Source organism: Pseudooceanicola sp. HF7, from assembly GCF_011806405.1.
Taxonomy (GTDB): Bacteria; Pseudomonadota; Alphaproteobacteria; order Rhodobacterales; family Rhodobacteraceae; genus Pseudooceanicola.
In genome coordinates, this window is record NZ_JAATOW010000009.1 from 1 (window position 1) to 14,686 (window position 14,686).

Annotated in this window: 15 protein-coding genes; 5 read left to right on the forward strand and 10 right to left on the reverse strand. The window is 65.7% G+C overall.

Annotation, left to right across the window (positions count from 1 at the left end):
• The 4 genes from HCZ97_RS06905 to cobS form a co-directional block, all read right to left on the reverse strand.
• On the reverse strand, positions 1–1,629 hold a 1,629-nt coding region (locus tag HCZ97_RS06905; protein WP_167687960.1), incomplete at its 3' end, for a cobaltochelatase subunit CobT.
• A gap of 49 nt (positions 1,630–1,678) precedes the next feature.
• Positions 1,679–2,005, reverse strand: a complete 327-nt coding sequence (locus HCZ97_RS06910; protein ID WP_167687961.1) for a hypothetical protein — start codon at positions 2,003–2,005, stop codon at positions 1,679–1,681.
• A 78-nt stretch (positions 2,006–2,083) separates the two neighbouring features.
• Positions 2,084–2,530: a hypothetical protein gene (locus HCZ97_RS06915; RefSeq protein ID WP_167687962.1), complete on the reverse strand. Its 447-nt coding sequence runs from the start codon at positions 2,528–2,530 to the stop codon at positions 2,084–2,086.
• Between the two features lie 308 nt (positions 2,531–2,838).
• Entirely contained in the window at positions 2,839–3,822 is a 984-nt protein-coding gene (cobS, locus tag HCZ97_RS06920; protein WP_167687963.1) for a cobaltochelatase subunit CobS, read from the reverse strand.
• Between the two features lie 167 nt (positions 3,823–3,989).
• Between cobS and HCZ97_RS06925 the strand changes: the two genes are divergently transcribed.
• The 4 genes from HCZ97_RS06925 to HCZ97_RS06940 all read left to right on the forward strand — a co-directional run bounded on the left by HCZ97_RS06925 (position 3,990) and on the right by HCZ97_RS06940 (position 6,541).
• Complete coding sequence (locus tag HCZ97_RS06925) at positions 3,990–4,532, forward strand: sigma-70 family RNA polymerase sigma factor (protein WP_167687964.1); 543 nt, start codon at positions 3,990–3,992, stop codon at positions 4,530–4,532.
• Positions 4,517–5,254 carry an anti-sigma factor gene (locus HCZ97_RS06930; protein ID WP_217701739.1) on the forward strand — a complete coding sequence of 246 codons (738 nt, stop codon included), beginning with the start codon at positions 4,517–4,519 and terminating at the stop codon, positions 5,252–5,254. The genes HCZ97_RS06925 and HCZ97_RS06930 overlap by 16 nt, the downstream gene beginning before the upstream one ends.
• A gap of 219 nt (positions 5,255–5,473) precedes the next feature.
• On the forward strand, positions 5,474–6,169 hold the full coding sequence (locus tag HCZ97_RS06935) for a tetratricopeptide repeat protein (protein WP_167687966.1): 696 nt from the start codon (positions 5,474–5,476) through the stop codon (positions 6,167–6,169).
• A gap of 225 nt (positions 6,170–6,394) precedes the next feature.
• Complete coding sequence (locus tag HCZ97_RS06940; protein ID WP_167687967.1) at positions 6,395–6,541, forward strand: hypothetical protein; 147 nt, start codon at positions 6,395–6,397, stop codon at positions 6,539–6,541.
• 214 nt (positions 6,542–6,755) lie between these two features.
• Here the strand turns inward: HCZ97_RS06940 and HCZ97_RS06945 are convergent, their stop codons facing one another.
• Positions 6,756–7,379 carry a J domain-containing protein gene (locus HCZ97_RS06945; RefSeq protein WP_167687968.1) on the reverse strand — a complete coding sequence of 208 codons (624 nt, stop codon included), beginning with the start codon at positions 7,377–7,379 and terminating at the stop codon, positions 6,756–6,758.
• 93 nt (positions 7,380–7,472) lie between these two features.
• On the opposite strand from HCZ97_RS06945, the gene HCZ97_RS06950 reads away from it, so the two are divergent.
• Entirely contained in the window at positions 7,473–7,730 is a 258-nt protein-coding gene (locus HCZ97_RS06950; protein WP_167687969.1) for a BolA family transcriptional regulator, read from the forward strand.
• An 81-nt stretch (positions 7,731–7,811) separates the two neighbouring features.
• Here HCZ97_RS06950 and HCZ97_RS06955 read toward each other — a convergent pair whose 3' ends face one another.
• From HCZ97_RS06955 to pepN, 5 genes are all read right to left on the reverse strand, one after another.
• Positions 7,812–8,312 carry a DUF4177 domain-containing protein gene (locus HCZ97_RS06955; protein ID WP_167687970.1) on the reverse strand — a complete coding sequence of 167 codons (501 nt, stop codon included), beginning with the start codon at positions 8,310–8,312 and terminating at the stop codon, positions 7,812–7,814.
• Positions 8,313–8,400: 88 nt separating this feature from the next.
• Complete coding sequence (locus HCZ97_RS06960; protein WP_167687971.1) at positions 8,401–8,868, reverse strand: thioesterase family protein; 468 nt, start codon at positions 8,866–8,868, stop codon at positions 8,401–8,403.
• Positions 8,869–9,049: 181 nt separating this feature from the next.
• Positions 9,050–9,994 carry an ectoine hydroxylase gene (gene thpD, locus HCZ97_RS06965; RefSeq protein ID WP_167687972.1) on the reverse strand — a complete coding sequence of 315 codons (945 nt, stop codon included), beginning with the start codon at positions 9,992–9,994 and terminating at the stop codon, positions 9,050–9,052.
• A 311-nt stretch (positions 9,995–10,305) separates the two neighbouring features.
• Complete coding sequence (gene gatB, locus HCZ97_RS06970; protein WP_167687973.1) at positions 10,306–11,820, reverse strand: Asp-tRNA(Asn)/Glu-tRNA(Gln) amidotransferase subunit GatB; 1,515 nt, start codon at positions 11,818–11,820, stop codon at positions 10,306–10,308.
• Between the two features lie 201 nt (positions 11,821–12,021).
• A complete protein-coding gene (pepN, locus tag HCZ97_RS06975; protein ID WP_167687974.1) occupies positions 12,022–14,586 on the reverse strand; it encodes an aminopeptidase N in 2,565 nt (854 codons plus the stop codon).
• Between the last annotated feature and the right edge of the window lie 100 nt (positions 14,587–14,686).

Consider the following 14,686-nt stretch of genomic DNA (forward strand, 5'->3'; position numbering starts at 1 on the left):
GAGCGTGGAATCATCCACCGGCGCGCCGTCGGAAATGACCATCAGGATCTTGCGTGCCTCGCGCCGCGATGCCGTCCGGCGGTGCGCCCATTCCAGCGCCTCGCCGTCGATGTTCTCCTTCAGCAGACCTTCCTTCATCATCAGGCCCAGGTTCTCGCGGCTGCGCCGCCAGGGCGCATCGGCCTGCTTGTAGATGATGTGGCGCAGGTCGTTCAGGCGGCCGGGCTGTTGCGGGCGGCCATCGGCCAGCCATTTCTCACGGCTTTGGCCGCCTTTCCAGGCGCGGGTGGTAAAGCCCAGGATCTCCACCTTGACAGAGCAGCGCTCCAGCGTGCGCGCCAGCACATCCGCACAGATCGCCGCGATGGAGATCGGACGCCCCCGCATGGAACCGGAGTTGTCCAGCAGCAGCGTCACCACGGTGTCGCGGAACTCCATGTCCTTTTCGACCTTGAAGGACAGCGGGGTCGTCGGGTTGGCGACCACGCGGGCCAGGCGGCCGGCATCCAGCACGCCCTCTTCCTTGTCGAAATCCCAGCTGCGGTTCTGCTGGGCCTGAAGGCGGCGTTGCAGCTTGTTGGCCAGGCGGCCCACGGCCCCCTTCAGCGGGTCAAGCTGCTGGTCCAGGTAGGCGCGCAGGCGCTCCAGCTCTGCCGGATCGGCCAGGTCCTCGGCCGCGACCTCTTCGTCGAAATCGCGGATGTAGACGGTGTAATTGGGGTCGGCCTCGCTGATCGGCGTCGGCGGAGGCGGATCCAGCGGGGCCTCGCCCTCGGGCATCTCGGCCTCTTCGCCGGCTTCCTGGTCGGCCATGTCGTCGGCGCTGACCTGGGCATCGGACTGGTCCTGCTGCTGCTCCTGGCTGTCCTCGGGGCTGGCCTCTGGCTGCTCTTCGCTGTCGTCAGAGCCGGTGGAATCGGGATCCTGTTCCTCTTCCTCGCCGTCCTGCGCCTCGTCTTCGGCCTCGTCGTCCTCTCCGTCCGGGTCATCGCCCAGCTGGTCGCCGTAGCCCAGGTCCTCGATGATCTTGCGGGCGAACCTGGCAAAGGCCGCCGGGTCAGAGATCTTTTCCTGCAGGTCCTCAAGCGTTTCCGCCGCGCGCTCCTCCATGAAGGGCCGCCAGAGCTCCATCACGTTCTCCGCGCCCTCGGGCAGGGGGCGGCCCGTGGCCAGGTGGCGGATCAGGTAGCCCGCCGCCGTCGCAAGGGGCGCGTCCTTCTGTTCGGTGATTCCGGCATAGCCGGCGCGCTTGGCCTCGGCGGCGATCTTGTGATCGATATTGCCGGCGGTGCCCGGCATGTCCCGCGCGCCCATGGCTTCGCACCGCGCGGTCTCCATCGCCTCGAACAGCTCCCGCGCCATCTGGCCGTCAGGGGCATAGCGATTGAAGGTGGGCACGTCGTGGTACTTGTGGTGCAGCGCCAGCGCATCGGCTGTGCCGCGGGCCAGCAGCACCTCTTCCTTCGTCAGGCGGCGGCTGATCTGCGGCAGGCGGACGGAATCGCCGCTCTTGCCGGCCGGATCGACCGAGTAGGAGATGTTCAGTTCGGAATCGTCGGCCATGACCTTGGTGGCCTCGGCCAGGGCCTTCTTGAACGGATCGGCGGGATTGTCGCTGGGCTTGTTCATGCGATTTGTAAAGCACTCTGCGCGGTGGCAGGCAAGCGCTTCTGCGGGATCAATCCTCCACCCAGGCGCAATCCTCCGCGATCTCGTCGAAAATCTCCCGCGAAAGCCTGTCTTTCTGCAGCAAGGCGGCCTTGGCGATCAGGGCGTAATCGGGGGTTTCATGGGCGATCCGCTCTTCGGCTTTCGGCCCGGCCATGCGGGTGAAATCCTCCGCCAACTGGCGCGCATTGGGCATCTCTTCGAAAATGCCGGGGTTGGCATCGGCCAGGGCCACCACCCCGGACCAGAGTGCCGCACATTGCGCCGGGTGGCGCTCGATCGCGGCAATGGCGGGCAGGGGCAGGGCAAGCAGGGGGAAAAGAACAGGGTAACGCATTGGGGGAATCTACAGGTTCAGGCCGGAAAGTCACCCGCGAAGCGTCTCAGTTCACTATCGCGCGACGGCGCGCAGGGGCTAGGGCAACAGCGCGTCGCACCGGACCATGAATTTGCCGGCGGCGGCCTCTGCCCGCGATGCCTCTGCCGCGACCAGGGAAAAGGCCGCGCGGCGCAGCAGGCGTGCCTGGGCGGCCTTGGCCTCGATCCGCAGGGTCAGGATGCGCCGCGCGTTGCGTTCCTCCGTGACGGCCTCCAGCAGGTCGAGCATGCGACTGCGCCGCAGCGCGGTCGCCTCTGAACCGGGGCGAGAGAGCAGCCATTCATGCTCCATCACCGCAGAGAGCCGCCCGGCGCAGGTGGCAAACAGCCGCACGATCTCCGGCAGGGGAGCGGGGCGCAATGCCTCATCGGGCGCGGGTGCCCCGGCGATGGTGGGCGCGGCGCGCAGGACGGTGGGACACAAGGGCGCAAGGGCCAGCGCAAGCAGCAGCCCCACCGCCCGAGGGCATCTCTGCCAGGCCATGACGGACCTCCGGGCTGGGCCCCGGTCGCACCGGGGCAATCGGGATGGACGGCAGACAGGGGCGCAGGATCCGCGCCGGGCCAGCTGCCGCCAATCCGGGGGCAGCCTAGGCGCAAAGACCTTGCCAATCCGTTCACGCTGCGGTCGTGACGGAGCTTAACACATTGTGAAGAAATAAGATATCAGAGCGACCCGCGGTCCGGCGTCTGCTCTGCGTCCGGATCCGGCGCCAAGCGGGGGGCACCCGTTGGGAAGGGCGGGGATCAGGAAAGGGGCTGGCGACAGCACTGCCGCCAGCCCTAAAGGCGTCAGCCCGCGGCTACGGCGGCGCTTTCCGGCAGTTCCTCGTCAAAGCAGCGCTGGTAGAACTCGGCCACCGTCTGGCGTTCAAGCTCGTCGCACTTGTTGAGGAAGGTCAGGCGGAAGGCATAGCCCGTGTTGCGGAAGATCTCCGCATTGGTGGCCCAGTTGATCACCGTCCGGGGGCTCATGACCGTCGACAGGTCGCCGTTCATGAAGGCGGTCCGGGTCAGGCCGGCCAGCGTCACCATCTGCGCGATGGTCTTGCGGCCCTTCTCATTGTTGTAATGCGGCGCCTTGCTGAGCACGATCGCGGTTTCCGCGTCATGGCTCAGGTAGTTCAGCGTTGCCACCAGCGACCAGCGGTCCATCTGGGCCTGGTTGATCTGCTGGGTGCCGTGGTACAGGCCCGTCGTGTCGCCCAGGCCAACGGTGTTGGAGGTGGCGAACAGACGGAAATGCTTGTTCGGGGTGATGATCTCGTTCTGGTCAAGCAGGGTCAGCTTGCCGTCCGTCTCCAGCACCCGCTGGATCACGAACATCACGTCCGCGCGGCCCGCGTCATATTCGTCGAAGACGATGGCGGTGGGGTTGCGCAGCGCCCAGGGCAGGATGCCCTCGTGGAACTCCGTCACCTGCTTGCCGTCGCGCAGCTTGATCGCATCCTTGCCGATCAGGTCGATCCGGCTGATGTGGCTGTCCAGGTTGACCCGCACGCAGGGCCAGTTCAGCCGCGCGGCGACCTGTTCGATATGGGTGGATTTGCCCGTACCGTGATAGCCCTGCACCATCACGCGACGGTTGTGGCTGAAGCCTGCCAGGATGGCGAGCGTGGTATCGGGGTCAAATCGGTAGGTCGGGTCAAGCTCCGGAACACGGTCCGTTTTCTCGTCAAACCCTTTGACCACCATATCCGTATCAATGCCAAAGGTCTCTCGGACAGAGAATTCCTCGGTCGGTTTGGCGTTGATATCGAGCGATCCGTCGGCCATGGTCGGTCTGTCCTTTGTCGTTCCCTTTTCGGTCCGGCGCCCGGACCCTCGCCGCACAATATCGAAGCGGGCGGTGAGCGAAAGGGCAAAAAAGCGCGGGCCGTGACGGGACGAAGACTTGCTCAGCAAGCGGGCGAAAGACGTGGACGGCAGGGAGGTGGGGCACAATGGCGACGCTGGAAGACATCGAACATCTGATCGCGCGCACCGCCCTTGCGGACCGCTCCGCCTTCCAGGAGCTCTACCAGCTGACATCGGCGAAACTCTTTGGCGTTGCCCTGCGTGTCTTGGGAACAAGAACGGAAGCCGAAGAGGCCATACAGGAAACCTACATCAAGATCTGGCGCGGGGCCGGGCGCTACAATGCCGGGGGCTACAGCCCGATGACCTGGCTCATCACCATCGCGCGCAATACCGCGATCGACAGGTTGCGGGCCCGGCGCGCCGGCGGAGCGGAACTGGCAGAGGCCGAGGATATCGCCTCCTCCGATCCCACTCCGGAAGCAGCCGCCATCGCGGGCTCTGAACGGGCCCTGCTGCTTGGCTGTCTTGAAGAACTGCCCGAAGACCGCGCCGAAGCGGTGCAGGGCGCCTACCTGATGGGGCTGACCTACCAGGAGCTCGCCGACAGGTTCGGCGTGCCGATCAACACGATGCGAAGCTGGCTGCGCCGCAGCCTGCTCAAACTCAGGGAATGTCTGACGCGATGAGCGACGATGGCGATCATATCCTGCCCGAAGGGGCCGCCCCCGGTGACGGGGACCGGATTCTTTCGGCTGAATACGTGCTGGGTTTGCTCAGCCCCGGGCAGGCTGCCGCCTTTGAAAGCCGCCTCGCGTCAGAACCCGCGCTGCGCGATATCACCGCCGGCTGGGCGGATGATTTCGTGGCCATGACCGATACGATCCCGCCCCGCCAGGCGCCCCGCCGCGTCTGGCGCGCGATAGAGACAGAGCTTTGGCCCGAAACCCATGCGGCCTCAACGCATCCGGCGCGCAGCGCCCGCTTCCGTCTTGGCCGTTGGCTGGGCGGGGCGATGGTGGCGGCCATGCTGGGCGTCCTGGTGGTGCAATCCAACCTGCTTGCGCCGCCCCAGCCGGGCCTTCTGGCAGAGATCGGGACTGCCCAGAGCGCGGCCCATTTCACCGCCGCCTATGATCCCGGCAGCGGGGAGCTCAGCATCGAACGGCTGGGGCCCGAGGCCCCCTCCGGGCGCTCCTATGAGCTTTGGCTGATCGCGGGCGATGCCGCGCCAGTCTCTGTCGTGGTCTGGCCCGAAGCGGCAGAGCGCCAGGCCGTGGCGCTGCCCACGGAGCTGGCAGAGGTGCTGCCGGGCGCGGTGCTGGCGATCTCCGATGAACCCTTCGGCGGCTCGCCCACGGGCGCCCCGACAGGCGCCGTGCTGGCGACCGGGGCCGTGGTGCAGGGCTGACAAGCCTAGGCGCGCCCACACAACGCGCCCCGGCTCCCCACATCTCTTGCGGGCGGCAGGGCAGGGACCTGCGGTCCCGCTTTCCCCTCGCTTGGCCGGGGTTTCTGCTTCGCCAGCCGCGCGGGTTTTCGGCGCTTTTCTAGGTTCCCATAGCTTGTGGGCGCTGTCGGGCTGGCCCTAGCCTGACCCCATCCGCATCCGCCCAAAGGAGCCTGCCCCATGCATAGCGCCACGTCCCACCGCCCCACGGGCAACAAAACCCGCCCGCGTCTGCGGCTGACGGCCCTGACCCTCGGGCTCAGCCTGATCGCCGGCAGCGCCGCCGCCCAGGATGCCAAGCCCGTCGACAGCTTCGAACCCGCGCGCAGCCATGCCCTGGAGATCCTGAGCCAGATCTGCATGGAAGAGATCACGAACGCCCAGAGCATGGCGCAGGCGGTCGGCAACTGGCGCTTCCTCAAGGAGATCGCCGAGGACACCTTTGCCGAACAGCGCGCGCCCTACATGAACGTGATCGGCATGATCTATGACATGGGCGACGACTGCACCGCCATCACCAGCGTGCCCTCTGCCTTCGGGCTTCCGAAGGGGGATCGCGTTGCGGCGGCGGAGTGGTTCCACCGGGCCGCGGACCAGGGCTATCCGCCGGCCATGTCGAACTACGTCCAGTACCTGATCATCGGCGAAGCCGTCCCTCAGGATTTCGACCGGGCCGAGGGCTATGCAGAGGCGGCGATCTTCCAGGGGGGCTACGGCACAATGGCCGTGCGCCTGGCAGAGCTGATCATGGAGGGGAAATACATCCCCCGTAACCGGGACGAGGCCCGCCGCATGCTGGACATCGCGCGGGAGACCGGCACGCCGGACTCCACCCTGAATGCCGCGGAAGCCGAGTTCCGCCAGACCTTCGACTAGGCGCCAGGACACGTGAAGCGGCGCCGGGTCTTGAACCCGGCCCTTGAGGTCTGCCCCGAAAGCCTGCCCTCCAAAGCCTGTCGATAAAATTTGAAGGAAATGCTCCCCGGCTTGTTGCGGGGCGCAGCGGCGCGATTAACCGGCTCTTTGCGAAAGCTTGTCTAAACCCCCACTACCGCCGGGCCGTGCCGGGCGGTGTGCAAGCCAAGTGAGGTAAAGACCGTGATGATCGCCCATGTCGGACGCCGCCAAGTCGCATCGCTCTTTGTCCTGGGCCTGCTGGGCCTTGCGGGGCTGGGCGAATACCTGCGCCCCGCCGAAGCCGCCATTCCCGGGGCGGAGATGCCCGAAGTCGCCGAACTGCGCCCCTGAGAAGCTAGGGACGCGCCGCGGCCCCATCGAGGGGCCGCCGCCCGTTGGTCGGCCTGCGCCTCCCGGGACATCCGCGACGGCCCGCGCGACTGTTCCGCCGCGTGCCCGCCAGAGACGCCTCTGGATTGCAAAGGCAAAAGGCCCGCCAAGCGGCGAGCCTTTCCCATGTCTCCACGCCTTCGGGCCATCCTGTCCAGACAGACCCGCCCGCAGCTTACTTGAAGTTGCGGCTGTCCTTGAGCTGATCCCAGGCCCAGACCACCAGTTGCAGCTGTTCTTCCTGGCTGCGGTCGCCGCCGTTCATGTCCGGGTGCAGCACCTTGATCAGCGCCTTGTAGGCCTTGCGCAGCTCGGCTTTGCTCGCGGTTTCCTTGACCTCGAGGATGTCGATGGCCTTGCGCTCGGTCGGCGGCAGGCGGCGCTGTGCACCCCCGGTCTTGCCGGGGTTCTGGGTGGCGTTCTCGCCCAGCACCTGGTGGGGATCCTCGATGCCCAGCCGTGCCCAGGCGCGCGCCTCGGGGTCGGTGAACGGCTTGGTCTTGCGGTCCCAGACCTTGTCATGGGACATCTGGGCGTTCATCTCGGCCTCGGTCTTGCCGTCGAAGAAGCTCCAGCGCTGGTTGTATTCGCGCACGTGTTCCTTGCAGAACCAGTAGTAATCATCCAGCACATCCGGCGCCTTGGGCGCGCGGTACTTGCCGGCTTCCTGGCAGCCTTCATGTTCGCAGACCCGGGTCGAGGTCTCGGACGCGCCGGACATGCCCCGGCGTCCGCGGTTCGTCTTCTTCTTGGCAGAAGAGATCGACATGTCGAAACCGAAGGGATCGTTCTTTGGCATCTTGGTTCCTTTCCGGGGGGAGCGGTCTTTCCGAGTCAGGCGCGTCAGTTTAGACTGTGTGGCGTCAGATTGAAGAGGCGAGTGGAAAAAAATATGACCAGACAGGCAGAGATCCGCAGGCGGCTGGAACAGGCCTTCACCCCGGAATCCCTTGATGTTCTCGATGAAAGCGAAAGCCACCGGGGCCATGCCGGATTCCAGGAAGGCGGCGAAAGCCATTTTCGTGTGCGGATGCGCGCGGACAGCCTTTCCGGCAAGAGCCGGATCGCCAAGCACCGCGCCGTGCATAGCGCCATCGGCCCCGACCTGATGGGCGAAATCCACGCGCTGGCGCTGGAACTCGAAAGCTAAGGGCGTGGAGCCGACCCGGCGGCAACAGCCGGCGGGTCGGCTCGCCCGTTCAATTCCAGGTCGGCCCGGCTGGAAGCAGTCTCAGCTGTAAGAACCCTCGCTGCGCGCCTTGCGCTCTGCCGCGTGAGGGCTGGCCTCGTCCCCGGACTCGTCGTCGCCGGTCTCGTGGTGCGTGGTCTCGTCGACCTCTGGCGCGTCATCGTCGGATTTGCGCGCCGTCAGGACTGCGCCGCGCGCGCCTTCCGGGGCATTGGCCGATCCCAGCCGCTGCGTCGCCTTGCCCGACAGCGCCACCACGGGCGTCTCTTCGGGGGTGGCGGGCTCCATGACCTCGGCGGCGTATTCCTCTTGCAGGGCACGGCGGAAGATCAGCACGTTGCGATAGGTCGTCGTGCTGCCCGTCAGGCCAGAGCGTTCTTCCTGCGGCAGCATCTCTGCGCGCTGGTATTCCCAGCCTTTCGCCGCCATCTCGTTCATCAGCTCTTCCAGCGTCAGGGCAAAGCGGCCTTCGCTGGTCTTCACCCCGCGCGCCTTGGGCGCTTTCGTGGGGGCGGGGACCACCTTGTATTCGTAACGGCTCATCCGGCCCTCTCCTTCTTTGCGCTGCCCGTTCCTGCGGTCCCTTGGGACCCATCCCTAGATGCACCCTGCGGCGCGAAAGACAAGACCCCTACTTGCGGATGCGCATGGGGGCGCCGACCCAATCGGGCACCTCCGTGGCGGCATGCAGCGCCATGGCAGCCTCCAGCGCGGCCTTCTGCTCGGGTTTATAGGGGGCGACGCGCGGCCCGGACTGGTCGATATGCAGGCTGATCCCCTCGCCGGTGGCGGCCACCCAGCCATCCTCGTGGATCAGCTCCTGGGCGTAGTGATAGGCCTTGGGGCCCACGTCCAGCACCCGCACCGATGTGCGAACCTTTGCGCCCAGGTGCAGCTCCTGCAGGTAGCGGATGCGGAACTCGGCCGTGTAGGTCGTATGCGCCTCTGCCGTCATGTAGCTTTCACCCAGGCCCAGCCCTTCCTGGAACGGCTCCAGCCCAAGATCGAAGAGCACCCCGTAATAGGCCATGTTGAGGTGACCGTTGTAATCGATCCAGTCCGGCTTCAGCTCCATGGGAGGCGAGAGATAGAGTGTCATGAGGGCTCCTTTTCGGGCGGAGCCTATCAGGGCAGGGGGCGGGGGCAAGGGGGCCTGCGCGCGCTGTCGGCCAGCTGTCGCCCGAAGGCTGCGCCCCTATCGGCCGGACCCGGACGGGAAGGCGGGATGCCGCCCTCCGGCCCTGATCCGGCCCTGCTGTGGGCCGGTTGCGGACCTCGCCTCAGTCGCGCAGCAGGTCGCCGCGCCGTGGCGTCAACGGCGCATCGGCGCCCCGGTTGGCCAGGAAGGCCGGGCGCGGCTTGCTGGCGGCAAAGGGCGCCTCCGGCTGGTTGGAAAAGGCGTTGTAGACGAAAAAGGCGTTCGAGCGCGGATAGGGCGTCACGTTGCCGTTTGAGGCATGAAGCGTATTGCACTCGAAGAAGACAACGGTCCCCGTCGGGCCGGTTGCCGCGTCCAGGCCGGCCTCTGCCACCAGCTTCTCCAGCACCTCGGGCGAGGGCACGCCGACCTGCTGTTTCTGCAGGCTCGTCTCATGGTTGGCATCGGGTGTCTCGCCCTGGCAGGCCACGAAGCGCCGATGGGATCCGGGGATCAGCATCAGCGGACCGTTAAGCGCGGAATTGTCCGTCAGCAGGACAGAGGCAGAGACCGCCCGCATCCGCGGCATCCCGTCCTCGGCATGCCAGGTCTCGAAATCGGAGTGCCAGTAGAACTCCTTGCCGGTGAAGCCCGGCTTGTAGTTCAGCCGGCTCTGGTGAAGATAGACCTCGTCCCCCAGAAGGAAGCGTGCGACATTGGCCAGCCGTTCATCCGCCGCCAGGCGTGCGAAGGTCTCGCTGTGCTCGTCCAGGCGGAAAACGGTGCGCACCGCATTCGATCCCGGCTCAGTCACCAGGTCCTCTTCCGCGATCCGCTGGCCGTTTTCGCGCAGCTCTGTCGAGGCATCGATCAGGTAGCGCAGCTCGTCCTCGCTGAACAGATCCCTGCGGACCAGATAGCCCTTTTCCTCGTAATGCGCCGCCTCGGCACGGGAGATGGGGGCATCTTCGCTCCAGTCCTTCCACAGGACCGGATCTTGTCTCTCACGCAGGTCTTCAGCCTCCGCGAGCCGTGTCGGATAGGCGTCTTTCCCGTCGAAACGGTGCTGAAGCGTGTTCATGTTCATTGAACATCCTCCTCGAACTCTTGGATTTTGGTGTGATGCGGGGCCTGTGGGCCCGCCGCATGTACCCCCCCAACACCCCCCTTTCCGGGGACGTTCCATAGGTTGACGCCACGGGAGCTGCCCCAAAAGCGAACAAGAGGTTAACCGCATCCTGCCCCACCGTGCGGAGCACACCGACGTAATACCGACGTGATACCGACGCGAAACAGACGTGCCACCGACATAGGTTTCAGACACGAAAAAGGGCGGGGAAAACCCCGCCCTGGAACCGTTTGGGGTGGGGGAAACCCACCGCCCGGAATGCCCCGGAATTACTGCGCCAGCTTGGCTGCCACGATCTCGTTCACGGCCTTGGGGTTGGCCTTGCCGCCGGTGGCTTTCATCACCTGGCCCACGAACCAGCCCGCCAGTTTCGGGTTCTGTTTCGCCTTCTCGACCTGCGCCGGGTTGGCCGCGATGACCTCGTCCACGGCGGCTTCGATCGCGCCGGTGTCCGTCACCTGCTTGAGGCCCTTTTTCTCAACGATATCAGCGGCATCGCCGCCCTCGGTGAAAATGATCTCGAAGACGTCCTTGCCGATCTTGCCGCTGATCTCATCGGCTTTGATCAGCTTGATCAACCCGCCCAGCTGCTGCGGGCTGACGGGGCTGTCGCCGATGTCCAGGTCGTCCTTTTTCAGGCGGCCGAACAGCTCGTTGATGACCCAGTTGGCGGCCAGCTTGCCGTCTCCGGCGACGCCCACGGTCTCTTCGAAGTAGACCGCGTTGGGCACCTCTGCCGTCAGCACGGAGGCATCGTATTCGCTCAGACCGAAGTCCTTGACGAAACGCGCCTTTTTCTCATCCGGCAGCTCAGGCAGGGAGGCGGCGATATCGTCCACCCAGCCCTGTTCGATCTCCAGCGGCAGCAGGTCGGGATCGGGGAAGTAGCGGTAATCGTGGGCTTCTTCCTTGGACCGCATGGAGCGCGTCTCGTTCTTGTCCGGATCGTAAAGGCGCGTTTCCTGCACGATCTCGCCGCCCGATTCCAAGATCTGGATCTGCCGCCGCGCCTCGTAATCGATGGCCATCTGGATGAAGCGCATGGAGTTCATGTTCTTCAGCTCGCAGCGCGTGCCGAGGTGAGAGAAATCCTGCGTTTCCATGTACTTCTCGTACTGGCCCGGGCGGCAGACAGAGACGTTCACATCGGCGCGCATGTTGCCGTTCTGCATGTTGCCATCGCAGGTGCCGAGGTAGCGCAGGATCTGGCGCAGCTTGGTCAGATAGGCGGCGGCTTCTTCGGGCCCGCGGATATCGGGACGGCTGACGATCTCCATCAGCGCGACGCCGGTCCGGTTCAGGTCGACGAAGGACATCGACGGATCCATGTCGTGGATCGACTTGCCCGCGTCCTGTTCCAGGTGGATGCGTTCCACCCGCACCAGGCGGGCCACGCCGGGCGCCATGTCGACCAGGATTTCCCCTTCGCCGACAATGGGATGGTACAGCTGGCTGATCTGGTAGCCCTGCGGCAGATCCGGGTAGAAGTAGTTCTTGCGGTCAAAGGCAGAGCGCAGGTTGATCTCTGCCTTAAGGCCCAGCCCGGTGCGGACCGCCTGCTCAACGCAAAATTCATTGATGACGGGCAGCATCCCCGGCATGGCCGCATCCACGAAGGCCACGTTGGAATTGGGCTCTGCGCCGAACTGCGTCGAGCTGCCGGAGAACAGCTTCGCTTTCGAGGATACCTGGGCATGGACCTCCATACCGATCACCAGTTCCCAATCGTGTTTCGCTCCGGCGATCACCTTGGGTTTCGGGGTCTCGTAGGTGAGGTCCAGCATGGCAGGTTCCTTTCGGATGGGGGCTTGGTCCGGGTTTCTAGGCGCTTGTCCGGCAAGGGGCAAGAGGGTCCCGCAGCTGGCGATGCGTGCCGTGGGCGCGGGGGGCTCTGCCCCCCACGCAGGACGCCCCCTCGATGGGGGTGTCCTGCGTCCCCGCCGGGCTCTGTCCTGCCGTCAGACCCCGGCGCGGCGGCTTGCGGGTCAGGCCGCCAGGATGCGCGTCACCATCTCCGTGGTATCGCGGCTCAGCCCCTCCTGGCCCAGGATGCGCTCCAGCGCCTCGCGGATCATCTGCTGGCGGTCGCCGTCGAAGCGTTTCCAGGTCTCGAAGGCGGTGCACATGCGCGCCGTCGTCTGCGGGTTCAGCGGATCCAGCTTGATCAGCCAATCCGCCAGCAGCGCGTAGCCCGCGCCAGAGACATGGTGGAACCCGGCAGGCGTGGCCGCCAGCGCGCCGAAGGTGGCGCGGAAGCGGTTGGGGTTCTTCATGTCGAAGTCCGGGTGGGCGGCCAGCCGCGCGGCGGTGGCGGCCACCTGGTCGGGCTGGGCAAAGGCCACCTGCATGGAGAACCACTTGTCGATCACCAGCCGGTCGTGGCGCCACTGGTCGTAGAAGCTTTGCAGCTCTTCCTCTGCCTCGCCGATGCTGAGCAGCGCGGACAGGCCCGCAAGCTGCTGCGTCATGTTATCGGCCGCCGCGAATTGCGCCCGGGCCCTTTCGCCGCCGTCCAGGCGGGTCAGGAGGCCAAGCGCGCTGTTGGCCAGCGCGCGGGCCGCCGCCGGGGCGGCCTCCGGCTGGTAGGTGCCGGGCACCTGGTGCGCTTCGTAAAGCTGGGCCAGCAGGTCGGGCATGAAGCCCGCCATGGCATCGCGCATTTCCTCGCGCTTTTCCCAGATGCGCTGCGGGTCGGGCACATGGCCGGTCTCTGCCAGGGTCTGCGCCAGGTCGTCTTCCGAGGGCAGCGCCATGGCCAGCGCGCGGAAGGCCGGGTCCAGGGTCTCATCCGCCAGCAGGGTGGACAGCGCCCCCAGGTAGGCCGGATCGGCCGCCGCATCATCGGTGATCATGCCCAGCAGCGCCTGCTTGGCCAACGCGCGGCCCGCTTCCCAGCGGCAATAGGGATCGGTGTCATGGGCCAGCAGGAAGGCCCGCTCGGCGTTGTCCTGCTCCCGGTGCAGGATCACCGGCGCAGAGAAGCCGCGCAGAAGGGAGGGTACGGGTCTGGCCGCCAGGCCCGGGAAGGAAAAGCTCTGCTCGGCTTCCGTCATCTCGAGCAGCGTGGTTTCCTGAACCTCGTCCCCGTTCGGACCCAGCAGGCCCACGGCGATGGGCAGCACCTGGGGAAGCTTGTCGGGCTGGCCCGGCGTGGGCGGGGTTTCCTGCGTGAAATGAAGGGTATAGGTGCCGCCCTCCCAGCTATCGGTGACCTTCAGGCGCGGGGTGCCGGCCTGTGAGTACCAGCGCTTGAACTGGGTCAGGTCGCGGCCCGTCGCATCCTCGAAGACCTTCAGCCAGTCCTCGATCGTGCAGGCCTGCCCGTCATGGCGTTCAAAGTAGAGGTCAAGCGCCTTCGAATAGGCTTCGTCCCCCACCAGCCGCTTGAGCATCCCGATGACCTCGGCGCCCTTTTCATAGACGGTGGCGGTGTAGAAGTTATTGATTTCGCTGAAGCTTTCCGGGCGAACCGGGTGGGCGAGGGGGCCGTTGTCCTCTCTGAACTGGCGCGCGCGCAGGGCGATCACGTCAGAGATGCGCTTGACCGGTTCGCTGCGCATGTCAGCGGTGAACTGGCTGTCGCGGTAGACCGTCAGCCCCTCTTTCAGGCACAGCTGGAACCAGTCGCGGCAGGTGATGCGGTTGCCCGTCCAGTTGTGGAAATACTCATGCGCGATGATCGCCTCGATCCGTTCGAAGTTCCCATCCGTCGAGGTCTCGGGCGAGGCCAGCACGCAGGAGGAGTTGAAGATGTTCAGCCCCTTGTTCTCCATCGCGCCCATGTTGAAATCGTCCACGGCGACGATGTTGAAGATGTCCAGGTCGTATTCCCGGCCATAGACATCCTCGTCCCATTTCATCGATTTTTTCAGCGCTTCCATCCCGAAGGCGCATTTGCCCTCGTCGCCGGGGCGGACGTAGATGTTCAGCTCCACGTCCTTTCCGGATTTCGTGGTGAAGCTGTCCGGGTGGTTGACCAGCTCACCGGCCACCAGCGCGAAAAGATAGGCGGGCTTGGGCCAGGGGTCGTGCCATTCCGCGAAGCCCGGGCCGCTGTCGGTGGGATTACCATTAGACAGCATCACCGGCAGGTCGCTTTCAATCCGCACGGTGAAGGTGGCCATGACATCGGGGCGGTCCGGGTAATAGGTGATCTTGCGGAAACCCTCGGCCTCGCACTGGGTGCAATACATGCCGTTCGACATGTAAAGCCCTTCCAGCGCAAAGTTTTCCGCCGGCGCGATCTCGACCTCGGCTTCCCAGGTGAAGGGGCCGTCGGGCACGTCGCAGGTCAGCCCCTCTGCGGTGACATCCGGGGTGACGGGGGCGCCGTCGATGGCGGCAGAGATCAGCTTCAGCTTCTCGCCATGCAGGAAGAAGCGCTCCTGGCTGCCCTCCGGATTGGGGGCAAAGCGGATGCGGCTGAGCACGCGGGTCGCATCGGGGGCCAGCCGGAACGTCAGCGCGACGTCTTCGATCAGCCAGCCCGGCGGAGTGTAATCCGCAAGGTAGATCGTTTCAGCGGATTGGCCGGCGGCTGCGTCTTTCATCGAAGTATCCTTTTCTCGGTCCCCCGGATCTTGGCCCGCGGGGCGGGGATTGCAAGGGTAAGCGTGGAACGCTTCGGCGACGTAAACGTTTGGTAGGTGA

What these genes read in the sequence shown, in the direction of transcription:
- HCZ97_RS06910 (WP_167687961.1), bottom strand. Translation starts at nt 2,005, where the DNA reads ATGCGTTACCCTGTTCTTTTCCCCCTGCTTGCCCTGCCCCTGCCCGCC.
- HCZ97_RS06915 (WP_167687962.1), bottom strand. Translation starts at nt 2,530, where the DNA reads ATGGCCTGGCAGAGATGCCCTCGGGCGGTGGGGCTGCTGCTTGCGCTG.
- cobS (WP_167687963.1), bottom strand. Translation starts at nt 3,822, where the DNA reads ATGGCCGACGGATCGCTCGATATCAACGCCAAACCGACCGAGGAATTC.
- HCZ97_RS06925 (WP_167687964.1), top strand. Translation starts at nt 3,990, where the DNA reads ATGGCGACGCTGGAAGACATCGAACATCTGATCGCGCGCACCGCCCTT.
- HCZ97_RS06930 (WP_217701739.1), top strand. Translation starts at nt 4,517, where the DNA reads ATGTCTGACGCGATGAGCGACGATGGCGATCATATCCTGCCCGAAGGG.
- HCZ97_RS06935 (WP_167687966.1), top strand. Translation starts at nt 5,474, where the DNA reads ATGCATAGCGCCACGTCCCACCGCCCCACGGGCAACAAAACCCGCCCG.
- HCZ97_RS06940 (WP_167687967.1), top strand. Translation starts at nt 6,395, where the DNA reads ATGATCGCCCATGTCGGACGCCGCCAAGTCGCATCGCTCTTTGTCCTG.
- HCZ97_RS06945 (WP_167687968.1), bottom strand. Translation starts at nt 7,379, where the DNA reads ATGCCAAAGAACGATCCCTTCGGTTTCGACATGTCGATCTCTTCTGCC.
- HCZ97_RS06950 (WP_167687969.1), top strand. Translation starts at nt 7,473, where the DNA reads ATGACCAGACAGGCAGAGATCCGCAGGCGGCTGGAACAGGCCTTCACC.
- HCZ97_RS06955 (WP_167687970.1), bottom strand. Translation starts at nt 8,312, where the DNA reads ATGAGCCGTTACGAATACAAGGTGGTCCCCGCCCCCACGAAAGCGCCC.
- HCZ97_RS06960 (WP_167687971.1), bottom strand. Translation starts at nt 8,868, where the DNA reads ATGACACTCTATCTCTCGCCTCCCATGGAGCTGAAGCCGGACTGGATC.
- thpD (WP_167687972.1), bottom strand. Translation starts at nt 9,994, where the DNA reads ATGAACATGAACACGCTTCAGCACCGTTTCGACGGGAAAGACGCCTAT.
- gatB (WP_167687973.1), bottom strand. Translation starts at nt 11,820, where the DNA reads ATGCTGGACCTCACCTACGAGACCCCGAAACCCAAGGTGATCGCCGGA.
- pepN (WP_167687974.1), bottom strand. Translation starts at nt 14,586, where the DNA reads ATGAAAGACGCAGCCGCCGGCCAATCCGCTGAAACGATCTACCTTGCG.